Annotated in this window: 32 protein-coding genes; 19 read left to right on the forward strand and 13 right to left on the reverse strand. The window is 40.6% G+C overall.

Annotated features, from left to right (window positions below; translation table 11 throughout):
* The first annotated feature begins 186 nt into the window (after positions 1 to 186).
* Both QNM16_RS13060 and QNM16_RS13065 read left to right on the forward strand, forming a co-directional pair.
* The gene (locus QNM16_RS13060; protein ID WP_284021227.1) at positions 187 to 954 is read left to right on the forward strand and encodes an MBL fold metallo-hydrolase; all 768 of its coding nucleotides are present in this window, start codon (positions 187 to 189) and stop codon (positions 952 to 954) included.
* A gap of 271 nt (positions 955 to 1,225) precedes the next feature.
* Positions 1,226 to 1,699 (forward strand): GNAT family N-acetyltransferase, encoded by a 474-nt coding sequence (locus tag QNM16_RS13065; RefSeq protein ID WP_284020894.1) that lies wholly within the window; start codon positions 1,226 to 1,228, stop codon positions 1,697 to 1,699.
* Here the strand turns inward: QNM16_RS13065 and QNM16_RS13070 are convergent.
* Complete coding sequence (locus QNM16_RS13070) at positions 1,696 to 1,935, reverse strand: Rho-binding antiterminator (protein ID WP_284020895.1); 240 nt, start codon at positions 1,933 to 1,935, stop codon at positions 1,696 to 1,698. The two genes, QNM16_RS13065 and QNM16_RS13070, sit on opposite strands and share 4 nt — an antisense overlap.
* A 158-nt stretch (positions 1,936 to 2,093) precedes the next feature.
* On the opposite strand from QNM16_RS13070, the gene QNM16_RS13075 reads away from it, so the two are divergent.
* Positions 2,094 to 2,483 (forward strand): response regulator, encoded by a 390-nt coding sequence (locus QNM16_RS13075; RefSeq protein ID WP_284020896.1) that lies wholly within the window; start codon positions 2,094 to 2,096, stop codon positions 2,481 to 2,483.
* 68 nt (positions 2,484 to 2,551) lie between these two features.
* On the opposite strand, the gene QNM16_RS13080 is transcribed toward QNM16_RS13075, so the two are convergent.
* Positions 2,552 to 4,714 (reverse strand): M3 family metallopeptidase, encoded by a 2,163-nt coding sequence (locus QNM16_RS13080; protein ID WP_284020897.1) that lies wholly within the window; start codon positions 4,712 to 4,714, stop codon positions 2,552 to 2,554.
* A 356-nt stretch (positions 4,715 to 5,070) separates the two neighbouring features.
* On the opposite strand from QNM16_RS13080, the gene QNM16_RS13085 reads away from it, so the two are divergent.
* Positions 5,071 to 5,646 (forward strand): DJ-1/PfpI family protein, encoded by a 576-nt coding sequence (locus QNM16_RS13085; RefSeq protein WP_284020898.1) that lies wholly within the window; start codon positions 5,071 to 5,073, stop codon positions 5,644 to 5,646.
* Positions 5,647 to 5,746: 100 nt separating this feature from the next.
* Entirely contained in the window at positions 5,747 to 6,295 is a 549-nt protein-coding gene (locus QNM16_RS13090; RefSeq protein WP_284020899.1) for a dihydrofolate reductase family protein, read from the forward strand.
* 20 nt (positions 6,296 to 6,315) lie between these two features.
* Here the strand turns inward: QNM16_RS13090 and QNM16_RS13095 are convergent, their stop codons facing one another.
* Positions 6,316 to 6,753, reverse strand: a complete 438-nt coding sequence (locus tag QNM16_RS13095; protein WP_284020900.1) for a GNAT family N-acetyltransferase — start codon at positions 6,751 to 6,753, stop codon at positions 6,316 to 6,318.
* A 188-nt stretch (positions 6,754 to 6,941) separates the two neighbouring features.
* On the opposite strand from QNM16_RS13095, the gene QNM16_RS13100 reads away from it, so the two are divergent.
* A complete protein-coding gene (locus QNM16_RS13100) occupies positions 6,942 to 7,442 on the forward strand; it encodes a GrpB family protein (protein WP_284020901.1) in 501 nt (166 codons plus the stop codon).
* A 20-nt stretch (positions 7,443 to 7,462) separates the two neighbouring features.
* Here the strand turns inward: QNM16_RS13100 and QNM16_RS13105 are convergent, their stop codons facing one another.
* Both QNM16_RS13105 and QNM16_RS13110 read right to left on the reverse strand, forming a co-directional pair.
* Entirely contained in the window at positions 7,463 to 7,708 is a 246-nt protein-coding gene (locus QNM16_RS13105; protein ID WP_284020902.1) for an SDR family oxidoreductase, read from the reverse strand.
* Positions 7,647 to 7,871, reverse strand: coding sequence for a hypothetical protein (locus QNM16_RS13110; protein WP_284020903.1), 225 nt, complete (start codon positions 7,869 to 7,871; stop codon positions 7,647 to 7,649). The genes QNM16_RS13105 and QNM16_RS13110 overlap by 62 nt, the downstream gene beginning before the upstream one ends.
* 65 nt (positions 7,872 to 7,936) lie before the next feature.
* Between QNM16_RS13110 and QNM16_RS13115 the strand changes: the two genes are divergently transcribed.
* Entirely contained in the window at positions 7,937 to 8,410 is a 474-nt protein-coding gene (locus QNM16_RS13115; protein ID WP_284020904.1) for a LabA-like NYN domain-containing protein, read from the forward strand.
* Between the two features lie 61 nt (positions 8,411 to 8,471).
* Here QNM16_RS13115 and QNM16_RS13120 read toward each other — a convergent pair whose 3' ends face one another.
* From QNM16_RS13120 to QNM16_RS13130, 3 genes are all read right to left on the reverse strand, one after another.
* Complete coding sequence (locus QNM16_RS13120) at positions 8,472 to 9,239, reverse strand: alpha/beta hydrolase (RefSeq protein ID WP_284020905.1); 768 nt, start codon at positions 9,237 to 9,239, stop codon at positions 8,472 to 8,474.
* A gap of 112 nt (positions 9,240 to 9,351) precedes the next feature.
* On the reverse strand, positions 9,352 to 10,188 hold the full coding sequence (locus QNM16_RS13125; protein ID WP_284020906.1) for a pirin family protein: 837 nt from the start codon (positions 10,186 to 10,188) through the stop codon (positions 9,352 to 9,354).
* Positions 10,189 to 10,310: 122 nt separating this feature from the next.
* Positions 10,311 to 11,036 carry a substrate-binding periplasmic protein gene (locus QNM16_RS13130; protein ID WP_284020907.1) on the reverse strand — a complete coding sequence of 242 codons (726 nt, stop codon included), beginning with the start codon at positions 11,034 to 11,036 and terminating at the stop codon, positions 10,311 to 10,313.
* A gap of 198 nt (positions 11,037 to 11,234) precedes the next feature.
* Between QNM16_RS13130 and QNM16_RS13135 the strand changes: the two genes are divergently transcribed.
* From QNM16_RS13135 to QNM16_RS13150, 4 genes are all read left to right on the forward strand, one after another.
* Entirely contained in the window at positions 11,235 to 12,566 is a 1,332-nt protein-coding gene (locus tag QNM16_RS13135; RefSeq protein WP_284020908.1) for an ABC1 kinase family protein, read from the forward strand.
* Positions 12,567 to 12,876: 310 nt separating this feature from the next.
* The gene (locus QNM16_RS13140; protein ID WP_284020909.1) at positions 12,877 to 13,554 is read left to right on the forward strand and encodes a M15 family metallopeptidase; all 678 of its coding nucleotides are present in this window, start codon (positions 12,877 to 12,879) and stop codon (positions 13,552 to 13,554) included.
* A gap of 208 nt (positions 13,555 to 13,762) precedes the next feature.
* Complete coding sequence (locus QNM16_RS13145) at positions 13,763 to 14,359, forward strand: hypothetical protein (protein ID WP_284020910.1); 597 nt, start codon at positions 13,763 to 13,765, stop codon at positions 14,357 to 14,359.
* Positions 14,360 to 14,580: 221 nt separating this feature from the next.
* On the forward strand, positions 14,581 to 15,549 hold the full coding sequence (locus QNM16_RS13150; protein ID WP_284020911.1) for an LNS2 domain-containing protein: 969 nt from the start codon (positions 14,581 to 14,583) through the stop codon (positions 15,547 to 15,549).
* A gap of 38 nt (positions 15,550 to 15,587) precedes the next feature.
* Here the strand turns inward: QNM16_RS13150 and QNM16_RS13155 are convergent, their stop codons facing one another.
* Together QNM16_RS13155 and QNM16_RS13160 are read right to left on the reverse strand one after the other, a co-directional pair.
* Positions 15,588 to 16,619 carry a M48 family metallopeptidase gene (locus QNM16_RS13155; RefSeq protein ID WP_284020912.1) on the reverse strand — a complete coding sequence of 344 codons (1,032 nt, stop codon included), beginning with the start codon at positions 16,617 to 16,619 and terminating at the stop codon, positions 15,588 to 15,590.
* Positions 16,620 to 16,621: 2 nt separating this feature from the next.
* A complete protein-coding gene (locus QNM16_RS13160; RefSeq protein ID WP_284020913.1) occupies positions 16,622 to 17,668 on the reverse strand; it encodes a YjgN family protein in 1,047 nt (348 codons plus the stop codon).
* A 183-nt stretch (positions 17,669 to 17,851) separates the two neighbouring features.
* On the opposite strand from QNM16_RS13160, the gene QNM16_RS13165 reads away from it, so the two are divergent.
* The 5 genes from QNM16_RS13165 (at position 17,852) to QNM16_RS13185 (ending at position 21,903) form a co-directional block, all read left to right on the forward strand.
* Complete coding sequence (locus tag QNM16_RS13165) at positions 17,852 to 18,724, forward strand: GNAT family N-acetyltransferase (protein WP_284020914.1); 873 nt, start codon at positions 17,852 to 17,854, stop codon at positions 18,722 to 18,724.
* Between the two features lie 102 nt (positions 18,725 to 18,826).
* Positions 18,827 to 19,681, forward strand: coding sequence for a cupin domain-containing protein (locus tag QNM16_RS13170; RefSeq protein ID WP_284020915.1), 855 nt, complete (start codon positions 18,827 to 18,829; stop codon positions 19,679 to 19,681).
* 87 nt (positions 19,682 to 19,768) lie between these two features.
* Positions 19,769 to 20,785 carry a tetratricopeptide repeat protein gene (locus QNM16_RS13175; RefSeq protein ID WP_284020916.1) on the forward strand — a complete coding sequence of 339 codons (1,017 nt, stop codon included), beginning with the start codon at positions 19,769 to 19,771 and terminating at the stop codon, positions 20,783 to 20,785.
* 44 nt (positions 20,786 to 20,829) lie between these two features.
* On the forward strand, positions 20,830 to 21,384 hold the full coding sequence (locus QNM16_RS13180; RefSeq protein WP_284020917.1) for a GrpB family protein: 555 nt from the start codon (positions 20,830 to 20,832) through the stop codon (positions 21,382 to 21,384).
* 27 nt (positions 21,385 to 21,411) lie between these two features.
* A complete protein-coding gene (locus tag QNM16_RS13185) occupies positions 21,412 to 21,903 on the forward strand; it encodes a hypothetical protein (protein ID WP_284020918.1) in 492 nt (163 codons plus the stop codon).
* A gap of 39 nt (positions 21,904 to 21,942) precedes the next feature.
* Here the strand turns inward: QNM16_RS13185 and QNM16_RS13190 are convergent, their stop codons facing one another.
* From QNM16_RS13190 to QNM16_RS13200, 3 genes are all read right to left on the reverse strand, one after another.
* Positions 21,943 to 22,548, reverse strand: a complete 606-nt coding sequence (locus QNM16_RS13190) for a DUF998 domain-containing protein (protein WP_284020919.1) — start codon at positions 22,546 to 22,548, stop codon at positions 21,943 to 21,945.
* Positions 22,549 to 22,668: 120 nt separating this feature from the next.
* The gene (locus QNM16_RS13195; protein WP_284020920.1) at positions 22,669 to 23,463 is read right to left on the reverse strand and encodes a tetratricopeptide repeat protein; all 795 of its coding nucleotides are present in this window, start codon (positions 23,461 to 23,463) and stop codon (positions 22,669 to 22,671) included.
* Positions 23,464 to 23,926: 463 nt separating this feature from the next.
* Positions 23,927 to 24,226, reverse strand: coding sequence for a helix-turn-helix transcriptional regulator (locus QNM16_RS13200; protein WP_284020921.1), 300 nt, complete (start codon positions 24,224 to 24,226; stop codon positions 23,927 to 23,929).
* A gap of 110 nt (positions 24,227 to 24,336) precedes the next feature.
* Here QNM16_RS13200 and QNM16_RS13205 point away from each other — a divergent pair, with 110 nt between their 5' ends.
* The 3 genes from QNM16_RS13205 to QNM16_RS13215 all read left to right on the forward strand — a co-directional run bounded on the left by QNM16_RS13205 (position 24,337) and on the right by QNM16_RS13215 (position 25,641).
* Positions 24,337 to 24,831 (forward strand): hypothetical protein, encoded by a 495-nt coding sequence (locus tag QNM16_RS13205; protein WP_284020922.1) that lies wholly within the window; start codon positions 24,337 to 24,339, stop codon positions 24,829 to 24,831.
* Between the two features lie 99 nt (positions 24,832 to 24,930).
* Positions 24,931 to 25,173 carry a hypothetical protein gene (locus QNM16_RS13210; RefSeq protein WP_284020923.1) on the forward strand — a complete coding sequence of 81 codons (243 nt, stop codon included), beginning with the start codon at positions 24,931 to 24,933 and terminating at the stop codon, positions 25,171 to 25,173.
* A gap of 27 nt (positions 25,174 to 25,200) precedes the next feature.
* A complete protein-coding gene (locus tag QNM16_RS13215; protein WP_284020924.1) occupies positions 25,201 to 25,641 on the forward strand; it encodes a hypothetical protein in 441 nt (146 codons plus the stop codon).
* Positions 25,642 to 25,852: the final 211 nt, after the last annotated feature.

The raw sequence follows: 25,852 nt of genomic DNA on the forward strand, positions 1-25,852 counted from the left end.
AAATTTTTTAATGTATTGATATTAAATGACTTTATTTTAATTGCGCTCGCTGGGAAATGACTCTTTTGACCAAAATGTAGTGTTATAAGTAATAAATTCGTCAATTCTGTGTCACGGCGTTGTCAACTTGATCATGCAGGATATCTAGCAGATACTCAGTGATCTAAGGTGATGGTTTTGCAAGATGTGATAATTGCAGATGCGTTCGTACAACAGTACGAGACGCTATGTACAGCGGCACCTAACTCTGCATTATTCCTAGGGGTTGGAGATGCAAGCTCCTTGGAATTAGGCAACTCCGCCTGTTTGTTGATACGCAATGGCCTTCCATGGCTATTAATTGACTGTGGTCATGATACGTTGAGACGATTTGCTGAGGTGTTTTCAAATAGATTGCCAGAACATATTTTTATCACACATTTGCACTACGACCATGTTGGCGGGCTTGAGCAACTGTATTTTAAGGCGGCACTCGCTGGCAAATCGGTGAGATTATATGTGCCAGTTTCTTTAGTTACTCAGCTGTGCGCTATGCTCAGGTATACCAAGCTTGCAGAGGAAAAAACAGATGTGTGGCAGACATTCATATTGCATCCAGTGAGCGAGTACTTTTGGCATCAAGGTTTAAAAGTTTGGACATATTCAGTACGCCACCATGCGCCCAATTCGGCATTTTCATTACACTTACCGGGTGTGATGTTTTATTCAGGAGATACCCGTCCGATCCCTGAGTTACTGTCCCATGTCGCTGCGAAAAATGAGATAATATTTCATGACTGTGCGGTAACAGGTAACCCTAGCCATAGCGGAATAGATGACTTGCTTAGAGAGTATTCAAGCGATTTATTGGGTCGTTTATGTGTATACCACTACCATAGTGAGTCTGATCGAGCTCACTTTGAACGTGCAGGGCTGAGATATGCACGTGCCTTAAGCGCTATTAAATTACGCTAAATTTAACTGGTTGATTTATACACATTGTGGGGTGTTTTGTACCCATTTGGCGCTAGAAATCGCATTTTAATAACATTTTAACTATTTTCCGTTATACTTGCGTCAATTTAGATTACACTGAATCGTTTACTTGAGTAACTTCTAGCATTTATATATGCATGCTTACACTTGGAAGTTAACTTTGGCACGTTGTAGGCGAGTACGACTACGACCGAGGTCGGTGTATTTTCGCAGTATGTGAGCGACAAAATAACAATGTTAAAGGGACCCTATGCAGCTAGTAGAGCTAAAGCCTGACGATCCTAATGTACAAGATTTATTCTCAGAAATAGATCGATTAATGAATACCCTTTACCCTATCGCCAGTGATCAATCGCTTGCTTTAGAGGAATTGAATCAGCCAAATGTGAGAGCGGTTGGTTTAAAAGATGAATCTGAAATTGTGGCATGCGGTGCCATTGTTAAACAATTTGATAAAACCTTGTATGGTGAAATTAAACGTCTCTATGTCAAGCCAAGTTATCGTGGTAAAGGGCTGTCTAAACGTATCATGCAGATTTTATTGCACTACGCGGGTGATGCTCAAATACCGTTGATCCGTCTAGAGACAGGTGTGAAGCAGGAAGAGTCAATTAAATTGTATGAGTCTTTAGGCTTTGACCGCTGTGAGCGGTTCGGTTTATACAGAGATAACCCTTTGAGTGTATTTATGTCTTTATCTCTTCAATCTAAGAAAACAGATTAGCTAAATCGAATGTTTTCAAAAAAAGGGTTTTGAGTCAAAGCTGTCAGTTTTTTTATGGCATCTAACTCAATAATGATTTCTTCTGAACCCTGTTCGATAACTAGGCATTGTATTCTCTTTTCGTTGTATACAATGTCTTTTGCCTTACCCTCAATGACCTCAGTTTTTGTCTCAATTCTTAGTATGAAGTACTTCATACATGCAATTTCAATTAAGTCGCTTTGCTCACACTTCATTGCCAGTTCACGCTTTCATCTTCTTAAATTAACCATACCATAGCTGAAGGCCTTTTAGGATAGCTGTGTTTGTGGTTGTAAAGGGGTTAGACAAGCAAATAAAAATTGACTAGTTTTGTAGTTCGACACTTATTCTATGCACGTAATAAGGACATAAGATGAGAATTTTAGTGGTAGATGATATGACATCAATGCGCCATGTCATGATTAATATGTTGAGAAAACTGGGCTTTGATAATATTGATGAAGCCACAGATGGCAAGCAGGCATTGATGCTTTTAGGCAAGCGTAAATATCATCTGGTTATCTCTGACCTTAATATGCCACATGTTGATGGGCTCACTTTATTGAGTAAAATTAGAGAAACGCCACAACTGTCAAAAGTACCAGTCTTAATGGTTACATGTGAAAGCAGTAAAGAGCGGGTACAGGCAATTTTATTAAAAAAAGTGGATGGATTTGTGGTTAAGCCATTTAATATGGCAACGTTAATTCAGCAGCTTAAACGTATTAATGTCTTGGATGAGCATGGCCAACTATGCAGTTAGTTGCGTGAGTGTGAACTAAGTAGAAAAAGGGCATATTGAATATGCCCTTTTTGGTTTAAAAGCCAATGCTATTTGGTCTCTGGGAAACCTCTGTCACGCATCAATGCACTGACATCTGCGTCACGACCACGGAACTTGCGATAAGCTTCAGCTGGGTCCATCGCATTTCTAACAGCAAATAAGTAGTCTACTAGACGTTTAGCAACGTCTTTATCGTAAAAACCTCCTGGTGCATTGGCAAACGCTTCAGCAGCATCTGAAGTCAGTACCTCAGCCCATAGGTAACCATAGTAAGCAGTAGCATAACCTTCGCCTGAGAAAACATGGCCAAAGTGTGTTGTTCTATGGCGCATAACGACTTCGTTTGGCATGCCAATCGCTTCAAGTTGTGCTTTTTCAAACGCTACAGGGTCGCCAATTTTGTCTGGATCAGTTGTGTGGAACTTCATATCCATAATTGCAGATGCCAAGTATTCAGTAGTTGCAAAACCTTGATTGAAAGTTGCAGACTCTTTGATCTTCTTGACTAAAGACTGTGGCATTGGCTTGCCAGTCTCATGATGAACTAAGAATTTGTTGATCACTTCTTCGGTAGATAACCAGCGCTCAAGCAATTGTGACTGAAACTCAGTATAGTCACGTACACCTGCGTTTGAACTTGGGTATTTCACGTTTGAAGATAGCGCGTGTAGTGAGTGACCAAACTCATGGAAATAAGTTTCTGCATCGCTCCATGATACAAGCGTTGCTTTACCTTCAGGGCCTTTAACGAAGTTAGAGTTGTTGGTACTGAGTACATTGGTTTTACCATCCATAGAAGTATGGCTTCGGAATGATACTGCCCAAGCACCAGAGCGCTTACCTTGACGAGCAAACGGGTCTAAATACCATAAACCAATATGCTTACCTGTTGTTTTATCAGTGACTTCCCATACTTTTACATCTTCATGATAAACCGGCACAGAGCCATCTTGGATTGGTGAAAACTCATAGTTAAACAAGCGGCCTGCAACATAGAACATAGCATCAGTGAGCTTGTCTAATTGCAAGTACTGTTTAATTTCGTTTGAGTCTAGGTCATATTTGGCTTTACGTACTTTTTCTGCATAAAAACGGTAATCCCAAGGCTCAATTGTAATTTTTGCACCGTCTTTATCCGCGATCGCTTGCATATCTGCAACTTCTTCTTTAACGCGGGCAATGGCAGCTGGCCATACTTTATCCATTAAAGCGATGGCATTTTCTGGGTTTTTCGCCATACGGTCTTCTAAACGCCATTGCGCGTAGTCTTCGTAGCCAAGCAGTTCAACACGTTCGCGACGCAATTTTAGGATCTCTGAGATCACAGCTTTGTTGTTGTGCTCTCCTGCATTGTTTCCGCGGCTGTAATAGTTTTGCCAAACCGCTTTACGTAGTTCACGTTCAGTTGAGTAGGTTAAAAACGGATCCATTGATGAGCGCGTATTGGTGATCGCATATTTACCTGGCTGGCCTTTCTTTTCTGCTGCACTTGCTGCTGAATCAATAAATGCTTGTGGCAAGCCTGATAGCTGATCTTTGGTCAAGAAAGTGGTGTAACCCTCTTCATCTGCAAGTACGTTATTACCAAATTGAGTGTACAGTTTTGATAGTTGCAGGTTGATCTCTGCATAACGTTCAGCATTTTCACCTTCTAAGGTTGCACCATGGCGAGCAAAGCTATTGTATTGACTCCAAGTGACGCGTTGTTGCTCAGGCGTCAATGTTTTAAATTCAGCACCTTCATAAACCGCTTTTACACGTTGGAATAGTGCCTTGTTTTGGTTACGCTTTGATTCGAACTCTGACATCTTTGCCATCACAATAGCTTGCTGTTTGCGCACTTCTGGTGAAGACAGGTTCGTAATATAGGTAACGAAATAAGGGTACATATTGTTTACAGCACTACCTGAGCGCTCAAGCGCTGCAATGGTGTTTTCAAATGTAGGCTCGTCAGTGTTGTTGACGATAGCATCAAGCTCAGCCAGTTGCGCGGCAAGTGCAGTTTCAGCCGCAGGTACTAAATCTTCGAGCTTCATTTCGCCAAACTGAGGCACCCCTTGATAAGGACCGGTATACTCTTTTAATAATGGGTTCGAGTATTGCTTTTTTACTTGTTCCACTGGGGCTGAGTCTTGTGAGCTAGGAGTAGTACCACACCCAGCTAGCGCTAAACATACTGCAGCGCTTAAAAATGACATTTTTAATTTCATAGTGTTCTCAGTTTGTTCGATTGAAAATTGTGAGTCTTTACGTTGCAACCCTGACCAAAAATTGGTCGCTATATCTAATGTTTTGGAGATACAAGCTTGCTATTTCGGGGACATACTACTGTAATACCGGTAAAGTGCAAATTTGATCAAAGGTAAAAGTATTGCAAAATGTTTAGGTGATATCAGTCGGTTATTCTATCGCTCATAAGCCACTGTTTATCGAAAATTTAGTGAAATTTTTTATTTTTAAATGATCAAATTCAATAAATTTTAATTGCTTTCATAAAACTTTCCCTTGATTGTTGGTTAAAATTGATCCACTTTAATGACACATACTTCACACCCGTGATGACATCATGGAAATTGGTATCTTTATTTACAATGGCGTCGAGTCTATGGACTTTTGCGGTCCGCTCGAAGTATTTACAACTGCCTCTCGTATTTCAAAACGTCCCATTAATGTCAGCTTAATTGCACCGAGCAACTCGCCGATTAGAGCGCGGGGCGACTTATCGATTAATCCTCACTTTTGCATACATGGGCATCCAAGGTTTGATTTATTGATTGTCGCTGGTGGCAAGCTTGATCGAGTGATAGACAATCAAGCGGTATTAGATTGGTTAGCTGAAACTGCAACGCATACACGGCACTGTGCTTCAATATGCAGTGGTGTTTTTTTGTTTGCAAAAGCGGGTTTAATTGAAGGAAAAACTGTCACAACCCACTGGCAACGCATTGAAGAATTGAGCCAAAAGTACCCTCACCTATCTGTAGTCAATGATAAACGCTTCGTCACAGATCAAAATTTTACTAGCTCAGCGGGCGTTGCTTCTGGTATCGATATGAGCCTAGATATGGTGAAAAAAAGGTTCGGTTTTGATGTGGCGAGGAAAACAGCCCACCAGATGGATTATTTGTGGTCTGAACTATAATTGCTTGAGCGCTTTTTTACTAAAAACTGTATCAAAGCAGCTAATTAATCTAGACTTTTAGCCGATACATAATCATTGGCTAAGGCAAGCGGTTAAGGTAATGAAGACAAAAAACACAGTATATTTAGCACAAAGCTTAGATGGTTATATTGCAGATCAGCATGGTAACATTGATTGGCTCTCGAAAATTGACAACCCTGAGCATAGTGACTTGGGATTTGGTAATTTCATGGCTGACATAGATGCAATTGTGATGGGCAAAAATACCTTTGAGCAAGTAATGTGCTACGGGCAGTGGCCTTATGACAAACCTGTATTTGTGCTGAGTCAGTCTCTTGAAAAATTGCCCGAGCAGAGTAAAGGCAAAGCTTATTTAGTATGTGCCAGTGAGCAAGAAGTCGTATCTCAACTGCATCAGTTGGGCCATTACCGACTTTATATAGATGGTGGAAAATTGGTGCAAAGCTTTCTAACCAAAGGTCTGATCGACGAATTAATTGTGATCACTGTACCTGTGGTCTTAGGACAAGGTCTAAAGTGGTTGCCAAATGAACCTGTGAAAGGAAAGATAAGCCTGCTTGCGACGTCCGTGTTGATAGGGCAATTAGTGCAATCTCATTATCAAATTGAAAAGCTCCCCTTGTTGTAAAGGGGGCTGACAGTCACTATCTAGCCGTTAAACTTCGGTAATAACATCATGAAGTACTCAAACTCATCTTCGGCATGTACTACAAAACCGAGCTTGTGATATAGGCGTTTAGCTGGGCTTTCTTTTAGTACACTTAAGTGCGTTGGAAGGTGTGGATATTGACCTAAAAGCTGTTTGAGTATGGCACATCCAAAACCTTTATTTTGAAATTTCGGCAGCACTTGTATCTGCATAATCTCTAGGCTGAGTACAGTGGCTTTGTATCTAAGGCAACCTACTTTTTCATTATTTACGTAAATGATATTCGCATATTGATAGTGCTCTTCTATACGACTTAGATGAGCTTCTTGAGATAAGAAGATCCCTTGTCGCTCTAAATGTTCTGTCATTGTTTGTATGCGCAAAGACAACAGAAAGTCTTTATCTGACTCTGTGGCGATCTGAAATATGATACTCATATTCACCTCTGTGCTCAGAAAGCATTATCTTGCAAAGTATGATTGCCTCTGCTTAAACACTTTACGAAATAAAAGTGACAAAATTTGGAGAGGTGGCCTATTTTGAATTTAAATTAACTTGTGGGTATGAGTGAACTAAACATAATGATGTATTGCGCGTCTAATCGTGAGAGTAATTAGGAGAAAAGATGAATATAGCGCTCGTCAACTATGATAAAACTTGGCCTAGCCAATTTGTAAAGGAGCGCGATCGACTTCAAGCGTTGATTGCGCCTTGGGTGGTAGGCGACATTGAACATGTTGGCAGTACATCTGTCCCTGGCATGATTGCGAAACCCATTATCGATATTATGGTTGGGATAAATAACTTAAAAGATACACGTGGCGCGATTGATGTAATGAGTACCAATGGATATTGCTATTACCCATATAAACCGGAGCAAATGCACTGGTTTTGTCGCCCCTCGCCTGAGTTTAGAACGCATCATGTACATTTGATTCCCTACCAAAGCCCGCTATGGTTTGAGCGCATTGCTTTTAGGAATATTCTACGCACAAATGATAAGGTGGCCCGGCAGTACGCACATCTAAAGCGAACACTCGCGCAAACTCACCATCATAACCGAGAGGCCTATACACAACAAAAATGGCCCTTTATCGAGAAAGTATTGGCTTCAATGGGCTCTTAATGATGAAAGGCCCTTTGTGTTTATCGCGTGATAAAACCGCCATTTACAAACAGCGTTTGGCCTGTTGTCCATTGAGACAGAGGTGAAGCGAGAAACGCGACGATTGGTACAATGTCATCGATGGTGCCAAGTCGCTGAGAAACACTGGCGGCACTTAAATAAGCCACAGATTCAGGTGATTCTTGTTGATGGAAAAAATCAGTATCAATGGGGCCCGAGCAAACTAAATTGACTGTGACCTCCCCGACTGCCGATTTCTTTGGCAAGCGCTATGGCAAACTGTTCGAGTGGCGCTTTAAAGCCTACATAGAGCGAGTCATCGTCAGTAAATGCACCTAAAAATGATCTACCAATGTTGATGATCTTGCCATTGTCTTTGTGGGTTTTTGCCGTTTGTTTATCCTTATATACTATAGCTACTTTGCGCATGGTCATTCGTTGCATTGATGTTAGACTAAGGTTTTTAGTTATCAGCGAATTGTCGAGAGAGCTTAATGCAAACTGTGAGCATTTTTGTGGACGTACAAAATATCTATTACACCACTCGGAGCGCTTATCAGCGTAACTTTGATTACAACCGTTTTTGGGCTGAAGTGACGCATAACCGACAAGTAGTCAACGCATATGCCTATGCGATAGATAGAGGCGATGAAAAGCAACGTCAATTTCAAAATATTCTTAGGGCCATTGGATTTGAGGTTAAACTAAAACCCTTTATCCAGCGCTCGGATGGCACTGCAAAAGGCGATTGGGATGTCGGGATCACCATAGATGTGCTTGAGTCAGCTAAGGATTCTGACTTAATTATTTTGGCATCAGGAGATGGCGACTTTGATATTTTACTTAATACGGTACGTAATAAATATCAATCAGAGGCGCATGTGTATGGTGTACCTTCCTTGACAGCTGCGAGTTTGATGAATGCCGCCACTCAGTTTACCCCGATAGATTCTTCTTTGCTTTTATAGCGTTATTTGCCATAGGGCGCGCTGAAACGCAATCTATGGCACTTGGACCTGCACTGCCCTTTTATTTGCCTGTTAGTCTGCTTTGCAACCGCTGACAAGATTGGCCATTTAAATGCCCTTTGAACAATGCTGACATTGATTTTTTTAGCCACATTGGACCTTCATCTGTCATATCATTGTGCTTTGAATTGGGAATATTAATCACACACCCAGGATAAGTTTGTAATTCTTTTTCTGTGTATAAAACGCCTTTGTCTGCTGGAAAGTCACTGCCACGAATTGATAGCACAGAGACGGCTTTATTGCGTGGCAGTGGTACACGTCTATGATCAAATGTAACCAGTCCAGAGACATATTTTTTGCCTTGGTTGATCAATAGTGCGGATATATCTCCGCCATTAGAGTGACCAATGAGTAAGAGGTTATCAAAGTCATATTGTGGATAGTGTGCTGCAAGGGTCGAGCGTACAAAGTCTAATGTTTTTGCCCCTCGTTGCCAATTTTCTTGTCGAGTCTGGTATAAATTGCCGGTCACAGATAGAGGGGGATCTGTTTTTAGTTCATGGCGAACAGACACCGAAAGGTAGCCTTGGTGCGCCAATGTATCACTGAGAAATTGATAATTTTGATGAGATTCACCATAGCCTGCGCTGATAAAAGCAACTGGGCACTGATTGTCTTTTGTGCAAAAAGCAGCATTGGTTGGCTGTTTAATTTCAATGGGAATAGATCTTTTTCGAGCTTCGTCGTGCAATACATTGATCTCGCTGCCACTTGCATTGGCATAGGTTGTTATTATCGTTATAAGCGCGAGGACTGACTTTTTCACTGAGTTAATTTCCTTGTTGATTTAAGCGCAGCGATTATAGGCTGCACTCAATTAATAGTAAATATATGAAAAATATCAGTTTGTCATCTGTAAACGGGGTTGACAGTATTTGCTAAATATTACCAAATAAGCCAGCATGATAATCCCGAACGGCCTGCTGAAGCTCAGCTTGGGTATTCATCACAAATGGTCCCATATGGGCAATGCGTTCGTTAATCGGTTGACCTGCAAGTAGCAAAAGTCCTGCTTCGTGCTCTGCTGTTTCCAAAACTATGGGTGTCTTTGGGTCTAAAGTAAGGAGATATCCAGCTTGGTGAACTGTGTCTTTTAATTGGCCAGAGTGGATATAGGCAACGACTTTACCAAAGTGCGATAAATCTAAGCTCAAGGCACTATTAACTGGCAAAGAGATATCACTGATTGCGCCATCGCCTGCTAATTGATTCAGTTCGGAAGTAACTGTTTTTCCAGCTGTTTGCCACTCACCGGCCAGTGCGGTTAAGGTCGCTTTGCTATCAGTGGTGATCGTCGGCAATGGACGAGCACTTGAGTCTTGATACTTCGGTGGATTCATTTTATCTTTTGCTGGCATATTCAGCCATATTTGAAAGCCATGCATCCCCTGCTTTGCATCTGCTAATGGCATTTCAGAATGGATCACGCCCCTACCTGTGCTCATCCATTGCACTTGTCCTGCGCGGATGGCTTTTTTATTTCCCATTTGATCTTGATGCTCGAAACCGCCTTTACGTATATAGGTAAATGTTTCAATTCCGCGATGTGGGTGCGCTGGAAAGCCACCAATAAAGTCTTGTGTGTTGTCGGATTTGAGTTCATCGATCATTAAAAATGGGTCTATGCTTTTTCCATCAAACCCTGCGATCCGTTGTATTTTTACACCAGCCCCGTCTTGCGTTGCTTGTGCTTTAGTTAGCCTTAAAACTTTCATAGCTGTCTCACTTATGTGTGCCAATAAGTGTAATATAGCTACAATCTAGTCGAATAAAATTAATAAAAAGAGAAGTATTTGTTCTTATTTTAAGAATGTTTCATCTTGTTCAAGCATCATGCTTACTTTACTGACATCACTTGTTTTTCAGCCATTTTAATGAGTCGTTCTAACTCTCCAGACTTTTCCATTTCACTGAGTTTGTTGTTTACCAAAGGTACAAGGTGTTTTTGTGATTCGTGTATATAGTGATATAAATCGAGCTCCGCCAAGCTTGGGCCGTGTATGACATTGTTTATCCCAAGCTTTTGTAAATACATAACACCATCCATTTTATTGGTGAGTGCCACATCTGCGAGTCCTTTTGAAACAAGCTTTAATATTTGCTCAGTCGTATCCATATCTTCAACATGTTTCATGCCTTGGGTGATGTTGTTGGTATGCTTTACCCCTCTTACTTTTACGATATGGTATTTATGCAGGTCAGCAGCTGTTTTGATATTAACGTTACTGTCTGCCCGAACAAATGCTGCTGTCTCTAGGGAGTAATATGGTGTAGGTACTCTAATCGTAGTAGGTGTTTCATCACCGTAACTAAAAATGCGCATAATTTCGCCGTGTTTAAGACCTGTTTTGGCCTCAAATTGTGCCCGCTTTCCGGGTAATGGCGTAATGGTAATTTTAATATTTAGCTGCTTATAGACTTCAGTTAATACAATTCGCCCTACTTCTTGTTCAATTAGATAATTGATCGAGACAAAATGGTAGATTTGGCCATACAGGGGTTGGGTGAATAGTAAAAAAAAAGCTGCAATCAAATACTTCATTGGCGACAGTGGGTTACTCATAAAACTACTCAAAGTATAGCCCAGAGCCTATTTAATTAAAGGGGGGGCTTGAACGTTGGGGATAACGTATTGATTTTGATATACTCGGTGAGAGATCTCTATGCTTTTTGTATCACTGCGGTCACAATATTGATCCAAATAGCAAAAAGCAAAGTACCTTTATTGCGCACGCACAACATAGACTTGATTGGTTTCAAAATGACAGATAAAAGTAAGCGGGTTCCATCTTCACGTATTTCTCGGTTAGCCCACTTGGGCGGATTGGCTTCTAAAGTAGCCTCTAATGTTGTGCTTTCTGGTGCAAAACAAGTGCTTTCAGGGCAGAGCGTGAGTAAAAAAGAACTTCTGTTACAACCTAAAAATGTGCACGCAATTGCAGATAAGCTTGCCCACCTAAGAGGAGCGGCGATGAAGCTTGGTCAGCTGGTGTCTATGGATGCAGGAGATTTGCTACCTAAAGAGCTGGCTGTATTGCTTGAAAAACTTCGTGCTGATGCTCAGCCAATGCCACATAAGCAACTTGTGCAGTTACTGAAGCAGAATTGGGGCCCAAATTGGTTAGATAAATTTAGCCATCTAGAGTTAAGAAGCTTCGCAAGAGCATCGATTGGCCAAGTGCATGAGGCCACTACTGAGTCAGGTGATAAGCTTGCGCTAAAAATTCAATATCCAGGCGTCGCAAATAGTATTGATAGCGATGTAGACAATGTTGCAATGCTAATAAAAATGTCAGGACTGATCCCGAAGCAAGTGGTGATTGACCCGCTTATCGAGGAAGCAAAGCAACAGCTTTTAGTTGAGACAGACTACTTTGCAGAGGGCCTGCGTTTACAAGAGTTCAGGGAAGGGTTAAAAAGTTACCCTGCGTATCGTGTGCCAAATTTTTATCCGCAGTACTCTACAGGCAGCATATTAGCTATGGAGTATGTGGTTGGAAAAGACTTGACGTGTTATGACGGTGCATCTCAAACACAAAGAGATAAAATTGCCACAGACCTGATTCGATTATTCTTTATAGAGATGTTTGAACTCGGTGCAATTCAAAGTGACCCTAACCTAGCTAATTACCTATATGACGATAAGATGCAACAGGTCGTACTATTGGACTTTGGAGCCTCTCGCACAATTAATACAAGCCTTGCTCAAGGATATTGGTCTTTACTGCGTGCTGGTCAAACTTACGACAAAGATGCCATGACTGATGCAATTTATGAAATTGGTTACTTTAGCGATGATATCGACGATGCTTATCGTGACATTGTTCTGGAATTATTTTTCATGGCCACGGAGCCGCTCAGAGCAAAACAACCTTTCGACTTTTCTGAAAGTGATATTGCAGTTCGGATCCGTGATAAAGGAATGGATCTTAGTACACGAGAAAGGCAATGGCATACACCACCCGTTGACGCACTCTTTATACATCGAAAGTTAGCTGGATTGTACTTAATTGCTGCGAGGTTGCGCGCTAGAGTTGAAGTGAGTGATTTGTTCTCACAATTTGTTAAGCCAGCTTGCAAAGTGGAGAAGTAAGCTTTGGTTACCTGTTTTGAAAAAAGCATCATCCTTGAAAAATAATGCATATAGCATTTGTCCATCCCAAAAGTAGCTTACTTATAGCTTATTACATTACGTCTGGAATGCCGTTATAGAGTGTATTAATAAGTAAAAAAGTGTAAGTAAGCACCTACTATAAGCCTTGAAGTGTCTCATTATCTCACTGTGTTCACTGACACGTAACTTACTGAACTGTTGAAATTACAAGTCTTTTGTCCATACTTCTTCCATAATTTCAATCCACACTGTGGAACTTGTTGTTAGTTAAGGTACTTAGAGGTTTTAAATGAAAACATCAGTTTATGGGCTGATTTTGCTCGCTTTTTCTACTACAAAACTCTCCGCCACAGAGCTATCCGCGGCAGAGTTTGTTGACATCACCACTAAAGTGCCAAATATCCACACAGAGATCCGTTATTTCACGAAAGATAACTTTGTCGGTAAAAAAATTGATGGTTATTTAGCCCCGAAATGTTTACTCAGCGCACCGGCCGCAGCAGGGGTTGCTATAGCGCAGCGAGAACTAAGCACGTTTGGTCTAGGTCTGAAAATATTTGATTGCTACCGACCACAGATGGCCGTTGATCATTTTGTGCGTTGGGCAAAGGATCTGGATGATACTAAAAACAAGGCTCGCTATTACCCTGAAGTGCCAAAAGATAAGCTTTTCGAGCGTGGTTATATCGCTGCGCGTTCTGGGCATTCTCGTGGCAGTACCATTGATTTGACTGTCGTTGACTTAAAAACAGGCCGAGAGTTAGATATGGGCTCTGGTTGGGATTTTTTCTCAAAAGTGTCTTGGCCCAGTTATCAAGGTATTAGTACTGAGCAAAGAGCCAACCGTATGCTGTTGTCGAAGGTGATGCATACGGCAGGTTTTAAAGGGCTTAAAGAAGAGTGGTGGCACTTTACGTTAGTTAACGAACCCCATACGACTCAATACTTTACGCAACCAATCCAGTAAATTTTGTTGCTCTAAAAGTCAAAATCAGCACTTATTGTAAATGAGTGTAAAGATATAAAAGATTGCAAGTTATTGAATTTAATAAGTCAAGAGTATTACTTTTTATCAATGTGAAAAATTTGTGATTGATAAAGGTCTTTTATTTCTTGATTAACTTACTTGCACCATTTAATGTACCTAAATAGCTGATAATTGTTAATATAGTGATATGTATAAGGGAATAGCCTGTGCAGTCGCACTGTTCATTGCATGTTTTCTTTGGGGAAGCCTCAGCAATGTATGTGCAAATGGAGTAAAGTCTCACACTGTAGGTACTGCAAGTGAGTACTTGAAGCACAATTTAGATACTGATACATCTCATCAAAGTGATGAACACTTTGTGATTAACAAAGCATCGACGAATGCAAGAAAAGCACTATTTGATAATCATGAATACATCAGCCAAGCTTATATAGAATTCGATATAAAACGCATTAAGAGTTTGCAAGCATCTGATTTAGTATCATTTTACGTTCCCCAGCAAGCTCGAAGTTATATGATCACCATTGACCGAATTGAGCAGTCTAAGCAAGGGGGGGTGATTGTATTTGGATACCTCACGGGTGATAAAGCACAACACACTGTCCTTAAATTGAAGTTAGAGGGACGCTCGGTTGAAGGGCGCTTGCAAACCACAAGTGGTGAGTACTTGTTTCGCTCTCACGCGCAATATGGCTGGATAGCAGCACAATATGAGGGAAAAAGGCAATACCTTAAATATCCTGATGAATTTGCATATCCAGTAGACATCATTGCTAAAAAATAGCTTTCAAACCGTCCTTTTTAAAGGTGCAATTTAATTGTGCCTACATTGCGTATGTTCTATAAAAGTAGATAAAACAATGTTTTATTCAAAGTATTACTGATTTATTGATTTCCTTATCAAGAAATTTTTGGTCCTTCACTGGAAAAAGAAAATTTTTTGTTAATAATTTTGTAATGTGGAGTATTTACTCTTCGTGTGACAAAAATATGATGGAAACGAAAATGAAAAATTTGGGTTATATAGCATTAATTGCAGGGTTTTCTTTTACAGCTAATGCACTTCCTACCTGTCCAAACTTAGCATGGCTTGAGGCTAAGTTTACTAAACCTGACATGCCAAACACAGAATATAGAAACCGATTAAATAAATTGATCACATGGCTGCCTGCGTTTCATATGGTGCACGATGAGATTTCGGCTGAAGGACAAGCACTGACCGTTACGGCTAAATTTGACTATGGGGCCGTTGCTCATAAAGATCTAGAATATGAAACAGTGAAGTTTTATATTCGCTCAGAGCAGGATACTCAATGGCGCTTCTTGGCAGACGCAGTGACTAACCGCGATGGAAAAGCCAGCGTTTCCTTGCCAGCTTTACAAGCGGGGCAGTATCGTATTTATGCGGGCGTTCCCGCAGATAACTCAGGTGCTGAAGGTTATGTGACAGTGGTTCAAGCTGGTACACAAGCAGTGCTTTTTGATATTGATGGCACGTTAACTGAGTCGGATGCTGAGCAAATTGGGGACTATACGGGGATTGATCGAGCGGATGAAAAAGAGGGCGCATATTCGTTAGTGCGTCGATATTTGGATCTGGGTTATCAACCTGTTTACCTTACCGCCCGAGTATACTGGTACGCTAAAGGAACACGAGATTGGTTGAACTGGATGGGTTTACCGCAAGGCTTTTTAAGAACATCACTGAGTAATGAAACGAGTTTATTTCGCACTGCTGAATATAAAACAGCGGAAATAAATCGATTACAATCGCAGGGGCTGGATATTGTTCGCGCTTATGGAAATGCAAAAACAGATGCTGAAGCGTTTATACGTGCAGGGTTAGGCGCGAGTAATAGTTTTACTATTGGTACTGATGCGGGTCACTATGGAACAACTCCGATTGAGGTCAATCATTACTTTCAACATATACAAACGCAGGTTGACGATTACCCTGCTGCTCAGTGTGAGTGATATTGTTTATTGGAAAGGGCGACACCGTATTTGTCGCCTTAATTCACTTGGTATGTTTGCGCGTGTTTGATGCGCTCATCTAGGCTTGGGTGTGTGGAGAGATATTCAAGCCAAGTTGCGTCTTTTTCGCTTGTACTCTTGCGCGTTTCTGAGAGTGTTTTTAAGCGTTTTAAAGCATCGGCAAAATCTGCACTAGAATGACCAAGTCGGGCAAGGCGCTGTAGTGCAAATTCATCTGCTTCCCATTCCATTTTTTGGGAAAACTGGGCACCCATAATGAGGTTCCCTGAACCAATAATGAGTTCGAGTATGCCTTCCATATCGCCAAATATAAAGCTTATGGCAATGGTGCCTGCAAATGCCTGTGCTGCTAATCGAATACTATGTTTACCTTCAACGTGGCCAATTTCATGCAAAAATACGGCGCGAATGGCATTGGGGTTATCCTGAAGAGCTTCGATTAAGTCGTCAGTAATCACAATTTGACCATGTGGCAGTGCAAAGGCATTAGCTCCAAAATGCTCTGATGCATAAATATCTAATTGATACCGCTCTTTTGATAGTGCAACGGCGGCTAATGCTTCATCCCAAATAAGATGGATTTGATTTTGTGTCTCTGGCGGCAGTTCGCTTGGTGAGAGGAAGTTTTCCTCAATCAAATACATGGATTGCTGCCCCATGGTATCGACCATAGACTCAGGAACGTAATCTACCAACCAAACTGCTGTGCTAGGGACCACTTTAAACAATAGAGCGCAAATTAACAGCGGTGTCAGCAGTAGTGCAGAGAAGATCATGACGTAATGACGCTCTAACTTTGCAATGCTCTTACGCTTTGTATGCGCAGGCCACACAAAGTCTGCGCTGTGGGGGACAAAGCGTTCACCGGAAGGAAATGTTGCTTGTGTAGCGACGCCTGGAATGGGCGTCGCTAAGGATAAGCTATCAAGTGAGCAGCGCACCGCACGATTTAGATCGTAAGAAATATGTATTTGTCCGTTGTCGAGCAAGGCATCTACTTCATAGGAAGCACTACTCGAAAATGGATAGAGTTGGCCACAAACTCGCATGATTAAGTCAGTGATACGTCTACATCAAATAGGTTTGATGCTTCGTCACCCAAGGATGACTCAGTGCTATCCATGGTATCAATGATGTCTTTAGCTGCGGGCATTAAAGTGACCGCTGTAGCTTCTGCTAGCACCTTAGTTTTACGGATTTTTGCCCATGGGTATGCTAAGCCTAAGGTAAGGCCAATTGCGAGTATATTCGTCACCTCCACAATGGCAAAACGTGTCACAGATAAATTAGAGTGAAATTGTGCGATATCTTTTATCTCGGCAGAATTAAAGACATGGTTTCTAATAATGGCTTGATAAATAGCCTTTAAAAGATACATACAAGCAATGTATGCGGGTATCAAGGTCATGAGTACCTTAGGTGAGTCTTCAACGTTGCTGCCTGCAACAAAAAGTCCTGCAATGAACAGCGGTATAACTGCAAAAGAACTTAATAGTGTGATTAGCAAAGCGCTCAAATATTTACTTGTTGAAAGCTTTGCAGAGAATTGTTTGTCACCAAATTTAATATTAGTGAGCAAGTATTCATCCATTTTTTTTAGTGTCCATGGCAGCAGTAGATACATGGTAAATACACATAAAATAGGCATTAGCAGAAATACTTTACACGCTCCGCCATAGCTTCCTTTAAAATTAAAGCGAACATTTCTAAATCGTGTCATTCGCATGTTAAATCTAAAGCTTTGATTGATAAGCCAAGGTGCTAAAAATGTGATCATCACGGCCAATACAGCACCAACTAGCGGGAAGTAATGTGTAAAAAACAGATAGATGACCAATAATATCGACGCAATGATCCGACCTTTAAAAATTTGTATCGGGGTTGCGAGGTATTCGAAGCGGTGCTTATCAATATGCGTATTGCTAAAAAAATATTGTTTAGTTCTAACGGTTGCCCATGCTGAATAAATCCCCAGGGTGACAATACTGAGTAATAAGTTGACAATCCAAATACCGAAAAAGTCTTTACTATTACCAGAAAAGTGCACTAAAGAAGGGGTGCTTGGGCCTAGTTGTACAGGCTGGCTAGCGGTGTCCATGTAATTATTCTCCTTAAAATACGCTCATATAATACACTTAATGTTTCAAAAAAGGCAACGTATTGCGTATTTCAATGCAAATATTTATCGATAAAAATTACGACAGTTGAAATTAATATTCTCTAGATTAAGCTGTAAAACTATATGAATGTAAAAGATAAATGATCCAGTAGAGGCGGTTAAATGGGAAAGGATGAGTTTGTGATTCGGGCAATGACCGATGATGAAATAGGCATTGCCATTAAATGGGCTGCACAAGAAGGATGGAATCCGGGGCACTGTGATGCGAAAAGTTACGCTATAGCAGATCCGCAAGGTTTTATGATTGGTCTACTTAATGATGAGCCAATCGCAGTGATTTCGGCCATTAAATATGACGATAGTTTTGGGTTCATTGGGTTTTACATCGTTAAGCCAGAATATAGAGGGCAGGGTTTTGGTTATCGTATATGGCAAGCCGCCATGGCCTATTTATCTGGTTGCAATATCGGTTTAGATGGGGTGGTGGAACAGCAAGGTAACTACCGAAAATCAGGGTTTGAGCTTGCATATCGTAATATTCGATATCAAGGCAAATTTAATGCAGAGCTACTTGCAGATATGAAAGTAACCTTTGATGGAAAAGTCTGTGAAGTTGACGAGCAGGAGATCCAAGCTTATGAAAAACCATTTTTCCCCGCATGTCGAGCTGACTTCAACCATCAATGGCGAATACAGCCTAATGCACATGTGGTAAGTATATTAAGTCAAGAAACTATCACTGGTTCTGGAGTGATCAGAGCCTGTGAAGAGGGTTATAAAATAGGCCCTCTATACGCTGATAATACGGATACGGCAAAAGCGCTTATGCATGCTTTGCTTGGAAAAGTGACTGTAGACACTAATGAGTCTGTCATCGTCTTTTTAGATACACCAGAGCCGAATCAAAGTGCGGTACAGTTAGCGGAGTCATTGGAAATGACGAAGGTTTTTGAAACCGCCAGAATGTACACTGCCGATGAACCCAAACTTCCAATTGCACGAACATATGGTGTAGCCTCATTTGAAATTGGTTAGTGATGATTCTAGCTCATACTATGCCTATTTTTATATGAGCAAGGTCAGGCTCGTTCATAAAGCGCATCTTGCTTAAGCATAGATGCAAATATAAGGAATCTTATGACAACACAAAATGCGGTTTTTGTTCTTTTTTGTGGTGATGAAATCACATTCACTGACGAAGATTATGCGCCCTCCTCGCTTCAATCTGAGGGATATATTCATGCGTGTACCGCTGTACAAGTAGAGGCTGTATATCGACGATTTTATGCAAACTTAGACTCAGTAAAAGTGGCGGTGATTGATCCGCGGCGTGTTAAAGCTAAGCTTGTTTTTGAAGCTCCTTCAGAACCTATGGACGAACATACAGGGTTTCCACATATTTACGGCAAACTCAATCAGAATGCTATAGTTGATATTGTTGATTATCAGTTATTTACTCATCAAGAGATCACACCGACTATCCTCGATGTACTTGCCCACTATCGCTTCGAGCGCTTACCTGTTGAGGGGACCTTGTATAAAAGTACTTGGCGTGCTGAAGATGAATTAGGTGACAGTGTGCCAGTCGGTACTGCTATGATAGGGATGTACTGTAATGCTTTAAAAAGTGTGTCTTGCTTTCATCGCCTAGCACATGATGAGGTTTGGCACTTTTATCAAGGCGATGCATTTAACCTTTATTTGCTTTACCCCGATGGCCGGTCAGAAACAATTGTAATGGGCACCGATTTTTCAAAAGGTCAACATGTCCAGATAAGAGTTCCTGCTGGAGTATGGCAAGCGGGCGAATTGGCAGCTGGTGGGCAGTATGCATTGTTTGGTTGCACAATGGCACCAGGCTTTACTGGGGAGTGTTTCGAAGCTGCTGACCATCAAGCGCTTAAACAAAGTTATCCAGAAATGGTTGCTGTGTGTGATAGGCTCGCTGTAAATAATCAAGAAACAAAAATGCCCTCTGGGTTTGTCTCTTAAGCAAGTGGTGGCAGCCTAAAAAGGATTATTTGGCCTCTCGTCTTTGTTCCTCTATATTCAATAGATGATTAATAAATGGGAACTGGTTTGATAGGTCAGGTAGTCATCATCGCCATTGGGCTATTATTTTCATCGATACTTAATGCAAGTCCTTCTATTGAGCAGCAAATGGAAATGCTGCAAGAAGCGGAAGATTATCTAACGGTGAAGCCATCTCAATCATTGCGCATTCTTGCATTGAGCTCTGATGTCGAAAAATTGCCATTGGGGCTTCAGATCCGCTGGCACGTTTTGCGTGTTAGGGCATCTGTACCAACTAATCAGTTAATGCTACTTGAGCAATCATTAAAAGCGCTGTTTGCATTTAGTGCACACCCCTATTTCGAAGATAAATTGCCAAGCATACTCAGTGCACTGGGTATTTGGTTGCGCCGTAAAGGGCACCTACAAGAGGCTGATATCAGTTTGCAATGCGCTTTACAGTACGCACAAAATGAATCTCAGCGGCTTACGTTAATTAATAGCAGAGCATTAGTGGCAAGACATATGGGTAAGTATCCAGATGCAATTTCACTTTACCAAGAAGCTGCTTTATTGGCACAACAGCAACACAATGCATCGATGATGGCGACCATTAATAATAATTTGGGGGCGATAGCTTTAGATTTGGCTAATTATGATGAAGCTGATGTATATTTTCGTGCTGCATTGGCTGGATATCAGCGCATTGATAAACGTTCAGGTCACATTACCGCAGGGACCAATCTATTGTTTTTATTTCTTTTAAAGGGCGAAATGCTCAACTATCAGCGCCTTTATTCACCGATAAAAGCGCTGACGGATGGCTTTCCCAATCAATCCAAAAAAGCACTTTTAACTTGGATAAATACTGCGCATTTAGTTAAGCAGGGGGGACATATATCAGGCCAAGCACGTCAAAACTTACAAGTTGCTTATACACAGTTAGAAAGTCATCAAGTCAAATTATTGGTTGTCACGCACTTGGTTCCGATTGTACAAGTTACGCTGCCAGCTTTGCCTACACGCAAATCAACGCCGTTTTTGGCACCGTGGTTTAAGAAGGTACAAGACTGTCGCTGGTAATGACAGAATGTGATTTTTAAATGCCAAGCCAAGGAGAATACAGAGTGAATTCAATTACGATCATAGATTATCAACCAAGGTGGGTAGATGAATTTCATGAAATTAAAGCAGATTTGCAATGGTTACTTGGTAACTTAGCAGTCGATATAGATCACATTGGTTCGACAGCTATTGTTGGGCTTGCTGCCAAAGACATCATTGACGTCCAAGTAAGTGTAAAGGCCCTTGACACTCCATTGCTAGTTGCTGCATTTCAAAAAGGTGGATATGTTTATCGTGGTGATATTACGCACGACAATTTGGTAGGCTATCAAGACCAAGGCAAAGAGATGCAAAAACTATATTTTCGTGAACCAAAAGGTGCTAGACAAGCTCATATTCATGTGAGGGAAGTTGGTCGCGTTAACCAGCTATATGCATTATTGTTCCGTGACTTCTTGCGTAAAAATGAGGCCATTGCGATGGCTTATGAAAAAATAAAAAGGTCGCTTGCTAAGCGTTTTCCAAACGATATAGACGCATACTACGAAATTAAAGACCCTTATATGGATACGCTTTTTTGCGCTGCGAGCTTGCTAGAGGCTAAAAGTAAAACATAATAAATCGACAAACATCGGGATGTTCATATGGATATAAAAACAAATTGGCTCGAGATTAAAAGGTTATTTAGATGTTCATTTAAATCATCATTCCACTATGCGATTGCCAGTGTTAAAGAAGATGGCAGTCCACACATCACCCCTATCGGCTCACTTATTCTGACTGAGCCAGGAAAGGGTTATTATTTTGAAAAGTTTACTTCTCAGCTACCTAAGTCGGCTTGTTCCCGTCAAAGGGTGTGTATTTTAGCGGTGAATGGCAGTATGTGGTTTTGGATTAAGTCATTAATTAAAGGTGAGTTTGGCACTCGACCTGCAGTTAGATTATATGGCACTTTAGGCGATTTACGGGATGCCACTGAGAGCGAAAAAGCGCGTTTTCAGAGGCGAGTGAGTAAAACCCGTTTTACGCGTGGTTATAAACTACTGTGGAAGAATATGTCTAAAGTGCGTGAGATAGAGTTTGATAAAGCCGAACAAGTTAAGATTGGGGTAATGACAAAGCAGTTTTTCAACTAATTGATTAAACCTCTGCACAGCTAGTGCAGAGGTCACGTATTAACTTTCTACCCACAACATAATAGATAGCGTTGCTAGCCAAATGAGTTTGATCCAGTAAGACAGGCGCTGATATAAACCGACTAGGTTGGCTTTTTGTTTAAATGCAAGTGCCATTTTATAAAGGTAATAACAGGCAGTCACGACACACAATCCAGAGAAAACCCGAAACCAAACCTCCAATTGACTGAATATCACTAGGGTCGGTGCAATAAGCAAAGACAAAAGCATGAAAAAGCCAGCATATGAATGCACTTGGCAATTAAAACTCGGTGCTGTTGTGTAAGGGTCTTTATCCATTGGAAAAAAGCCAGCAACCCACGTACCAACTCCGTGAACAATGATCAACCAACCAACACAAATTAACAGCAATGACTCATGTGCGCTTTCTATAACCCCCCAACCAAATAAGCAAAATAAAAAGCCTAATGGATAATTGTTGATAAGTGGTGAGAGTTGTTCTGTTGGACTGCCTGCAGCTCCCAATTCGCTGCAAAATTGGGTTTTATGATTGTAGTTGGGATAAAAACGAGCGGCGATGTAAACCCCTAGCGTTATCCAAATTGTGGCAATTAAGCCACTAAGCAGCACGACACTGCCTTCCATAGAGAACTCCTTGTTTTATTCACTGTTATTATGTTGAAAATAAACTACGTGAATGATTTGGCGGAGTCAATCTAAAATGATTGAAAATCAGTCAGACAATGAACAGGCTTTTTATCGGAGTTAAAGGGCGTTCTGTTGCAATTTATTGTAAATTTCTTCAAAGACGTGGCTCTGTTCTGGAAAGTTTTCAATGCCGTGCTTAAATGTTTTACGTGCGCTGTCATAATCTTCTAAATTTATGTAGCACATACCTTTGTAGTACTGAGCAGTTATGCCTTTGGGGTGGATCTGTAAAGATTGATCAAAGTAATTAATGGCCGTCTGAAAGTCGCCCATATCCATATAAGCAAAGCCAATGTTATCGATGGCTTCAAAGTATAATGGATATATGTTGATAGCTTGTTGGTACGCTTCAATTGCTTGCTTGTACTGGGCAGCCTGATTTAATGCATAGCCTTTTGTATATAGCGTATTTGCCCTAAAAATTAGGTCGTCTACTTTTTGATTTGTTGCTTCTGCATACTTATTAAAGTCATGGTGCTTTAAGTAATTTACATAGCCTTTCAGCTCTGCTTTTAATGGGGTGTCATTACCAATAAAGAGCCATTTCTGTTCTAAGTGTGCATGTGCGATTGTAGAGTGATAAGCCAATATTGATAATTTATCTAAGCTAGCCAAAGTAGGCTTTTGTTTTGTATTGCTGTACAGCAATACGTGTATAGTGGAAGACTGCTCGTTAGTATCAATGTCTAAAATTTTGGCTGTACGCCAAATGCCATTCTCTTTCGTTGTGAATACATCACCAATATTGTAGTGATATGTTACTTTATAGTAAGCATTACTTGCTCTTACTTCCTCTGTAAGTAGGGGGAGAAATGTAAACAGTAGAAAGAATGATACTAGGGCGTTACGCATTATTAATACACTTATGTTTATAAATTGCTTTGCAGTAAGTAAATACTGACTTAGTTTACTGTTTATGGTGGCGGATTCTCTCAGATCCATTGTGGTTTGTCATTAAAAACAGGGGAATTTACGTGATTTTTATTAAGAAATGATATTATTCATAATAACAAAATAAACACCTGTTGAGTATGTGTATGAAGTATGTACATTTTCAGTGAAGCTAAAATTTTAGTCGAGGAGTTATGTGTTCTGATATAACCCGTTAACGAATGACTGTTACTGGCTTTTGAGAGAAGTACTTATGTTGATTTTACGTCACGTCGGGCATGGCATTAATTTTTACCAACAAATAGCTCACGGTTAAACAATGATGTCCACGCGGGTAACTGCCTAAGATGCTTTATCAAGCGAGTGGTTTGAAAGCACTGTAGGTGAAAAGCATGCTGTATAGCGAGCTAGATTTACTTACAGATTACTTTTCATGTTTGAGCTTGTTCACTTTACGGTACCTATGCAAGTTATTCTCTATTACCAATTCTCGCAGCGACTGAAGCTGCTCTTCTATGGCACTTAAATCAAACCTGCATGCGAGCGACCACTTTAAGTAATCTTTATACTTTATATCACTTACGCCATTTTCGTAGTTTATAATTGTTGCTTCACTCGTCCCGAGTACTTTGGCCATTTGCTTCTGAGTCTTGTTTGCTGCGAGCCTCATTACCTTTAAGTCACTTAAGCTTTGCTCATCGTGCGGCCTAACTGTTTTATTCAATGTCTCGCCCTACATACAAAAATGTTAATTAATCTAAAGATTTTTTTATGTTTAAGTATTTATTATTAAAATGTTAAAATATGTAAATACTATATATGGAGCATGACTGAATGACAAGGATAGAACATGACATTACGTTGATAAATCGATTCATAGCTAATGTTGAGCAGCGTATTAAGAATCAAGTTGAAAGTGGTCTGGTTGAAATGTTGTCTACAGACAAACACCCAGTGTTACATTACCAACCACTATATAACAAGCAGGCACCTATTTGGGTTATTTACACTCAAATGGGGGAATATCAATTTCAGTCATTGGCAAGCTTGTATACTTACATGCCACCTCAGTTATTGCGCGTTATTTTGAATACGGCCAGCCAGCCGCGTAATGTGGCTGTGTGTGTGACGTTAAAGGGAATAGGGAATAAATGTACCAGTGGTTTTTTTCTAACATTGAATGAGTTGATTAATGGTATAGATGAATATGAGGCAAAAAGTCGAGTTCAATCTGATTTTGGTATTGCATCACAGCTAATCGACTTGTTAAATGGCGTAGATCCGCAGATAAAAGCAATGGCTAAAGCCATTTGCTTGGGCCCTGCTTAAATTATTCCCAGTTTGGGTATATATTAGGCTCTTTTCTATTGCGCATACATAACACATCCACTAGAATTGGAAAAAAGCTGGATATTTTTTGGAGTTTTAATGGCGGATACGAAGAAGACAGAAGTGAGATTCTCGGTTGATGCGGACTATTTAGCGGCACTACAAAGCCGTTTAGGACTAAAAAAGTCAAGTGATCTGACAAAAGTCGCTTTAACGTTGTTAGATTGGGCATCAGATGAGGTGGTCCATGACAGAACGATTTTATCCGCAAATAAGCAGGGAAAAGACATACATCGTCTTGTCATACCTGAGCTAAATAATATCTCCAAATCCAATTTGTAAAATACGAAATATAATATGAGTTAAGTCATGTCTTTAAGTGCACAGGACTGCACGCAATCACACGCAATCCAATCACAAGAACCATTGCAAGATATCGATCTTGCGTCAGCACAGGATTACACACCTGAGGATGCCCCTGTCTCCGAACCGCTCACAGGTAAAGAAAGAGCGGGTGTTAATTTAACTTGGGGGATCATTGGTGTATTAATCGGATTTTTGGTCATTATTCTATGTATCTTTATGTGGGGTGAATATCAGTTCTTTACTGCCATGAGAGAGACCCAAAATCTGATATTGACAAATCAAGTGGCGCATTCAGATGTACTCGTACAGCTAACTCAACAAAGAAGTGATTTTCGGTCTTTTTGGTTTGATACGTTACAGCTCATTTTACTCAATGTGTTGTTTCCAACACTTACAGCATTATTAGGTTATGTGTTTGGGACTAGTAGAAATAGCAGTAGTTAGAAGGCCTAAAAAAGCAGCACACAATGTAGTATAAATGTATGGGTTTTAAGTAGGTAAATTGCATATTATTGTAATTCTGTGTGCTGGAAAGGCAAAGCGCATACAAAAAGACGGAAAAAGAGCTGGTCCATATGCTTGTTATTGTTATGAATAAAACTTAAGTTCACTTGTCTTTTTGTTGATAAATCTTGCCGAATAACTGTATTTCACA

It is taken from the genome of Pseudoalteromonas umbrosa (assembly GCF_030125375.1).
GTDB lineage: Bacteria > Pseudomonadota > Gammaproteobacteria > Enterobacterales > Alteromonadaceae > Pseudoalteromonas > Pseudoalteromonas umbrosa.

Bases quoted from the DNA above. Each gene is read 5' to 3' on its own strand.
- QNM16_RS13215 (WP_284020924.1), top strand. From the start codon at position 25,201: ATGTCTTTAAGTGCACAGGACTGCACGCAATCACACGCAATCCAATCA.
- QNM16_RS13135 (WP_284020908.1), top strand. From the start codon at position 11,235: ATGACAGATAAAAGTAAGCGGGTTCCATCTTCACGTATTTCTCGGTTA.
- QNM16_RS13090 (WP_284020899.1), top strand. From the start codon at position 5,747: ATGAAGACAAAAAACACAGTATATTTAGCACAAAGCTTAGATGGTTAT.
- QNM16_RS13110 (WP_284020903.1), bottom strand. From the start codon at position 7,871: ATGCGCAAAGTAGCTATAGTATATAAGGATAAACAAACGGCAAAAACC.
- QNM16_RS13115 (WP_284020904.1), top strand. From the start codon at position 7,937: ATGCAAACTGTGAGCATTTTTGTGGACGTACAAAATATCTATTACACC.
- QNM16_RS13165 (WP_284020914.1), top strand. From the start codon at position 17,852: ATGGGAAAGGATGAGTTTGTGATTCGGGCAATGACCGATGATGAAATA.
- QNM16_RS13190 (WP_284020919.1), bottom strand. From the start codon at position 22,548: ATGGAAGGCAGTGTCGTGCTGCTTAGTGGCTTAATTGCCACAATTTGG.
- QNM16_RS13130 (WP_284020907.1), bottom strand. From the start codon at position 11,036: ATGAGTAACCCACTGTCGCCAATGAAGTATTTGATTGCAGCTTTTTTT.
- QNM16_RS13140 (WP_284020909.1), top strand. From the start codon at position 12,877: ATGAAAACATCAGTTTATGGGCTGATTTTGCTCGCTTTTTCTACTACA.
- QNM16_RS13085 (WP_284020898.1), top strand. From the start codon at position 5,071: ATGGAAATTGGTATCTTTATTTACAATGGCGTCGAGTCTATGGACTTT.
- QNM16_RS13195 (WP_284020920.1), bottom strand. From the start codon at position 23,463: ATGCGTAACGCCCTAGTATCATTCTTTCTACTGTTTACATTTCTCCCC.
- QNM16_RS13160 (WP_284020913.1), bottom strand. From the start codon at position 17,668: ATGGACACCGCTAGCCAGCCTGTACAACTAGGCCCAAGCACCCCTTCT.
- QNM16_RS13100 (WP_284020901.1), top strand. From the start codon at position 6,942: ATGAATATAGCGCTCGTCAACTATGATAAAACTTGGCCTAGCCAATTT.
- QNM16_RS13185 (WP_284020918.1), top strand. From the start codon at position 21,412: ATGGATATAAAAACAAATTGGCTCGAGATTAAAAGGTTATTTAGATGT.
- QNM16_RS13125 (WP_284020906.1), bottom strand. From the start codon at position 10,188: ATGAAAGTTTTAAGGCTAACTAAAGCACAAGCAACGCAAGACGGGGCT.
- QNM16_RS13080 (WP_284020897.1), bottom strand. From the start codon at position 4,714: ATGAAATTAAAAATGTCATTTTTAAGCGCTGCAGTATGTTTAGCGCTA.
- QNM16_RS13070 (WP_284020895.1), bottom strand. From the start codon at position 1,935: ATGAAGTGTGAGCAAAGCGACTTAATTGAAATTGCATGTATGAAGTAC.
- QNM16_RS13155 (WP_284020912.1), bottom strand. From the start codon at position 16,619: ATGCGAGTTTGTGGCCAACTCTATCCATTTTCGAGTAGTGCTTCCTAT.
- QNM16_RS13170 (WP_284020915.1), top strand. From the start codon at position 18,827: ATGACAACACAAAATGCGGTTTTTGTTCTTTTTTGTGGTGATGAAATC.
- QNM16_RS13205 (WP_284020922.1), top strand. From the start codon at position 24,337: ATGACAAGGATAGAACATGACATTACGTTGATAAATCGATTCATAGCT.
- QNM16_RS13095 (WP_284020900.1), bottom strand. From the start codon at position 6,753: ATGAGTATCATATTTCAGATCGCCACAGAGTCAGATAAAGACTTTCTG.
- QNM16_RS13065 (WP_284020894.1), top strand. From the start codon at position 1,226: ATGCAGCTAGTAGAGCTAAAGCCTGACGATCCTAATGTACAAGATTTA.
- QNM16_RS13210 (WP_284020923.1), top strand. From the start codon at position 24,931: ATGGCGGATACGAAGAAGACAGAAGTGAGATTCTCGGTTGATGCGGAC.
- QNM16_RS13145 (WP_284020910.1), top strand. From the start codon at position 13,763: ATGTATAAGGGAATAGCCTGTGCAGTCGCACTGTTCATTGCATGTTTT.
- QNM16_RS13075 (WP_284020896.1), top strand. From the start codon at position 2,094: ATGAGAATTTTAGTGGTAGATGATATGACATCAATGCGCCATGTCATG.
- QNM16_RS13150 (WP_284020911.1), top strand. From the start codon at position 14,581: ATGAAAAATTTGGGTTATATAGCATTAATTGCAGGGTTTTCTTTTACA.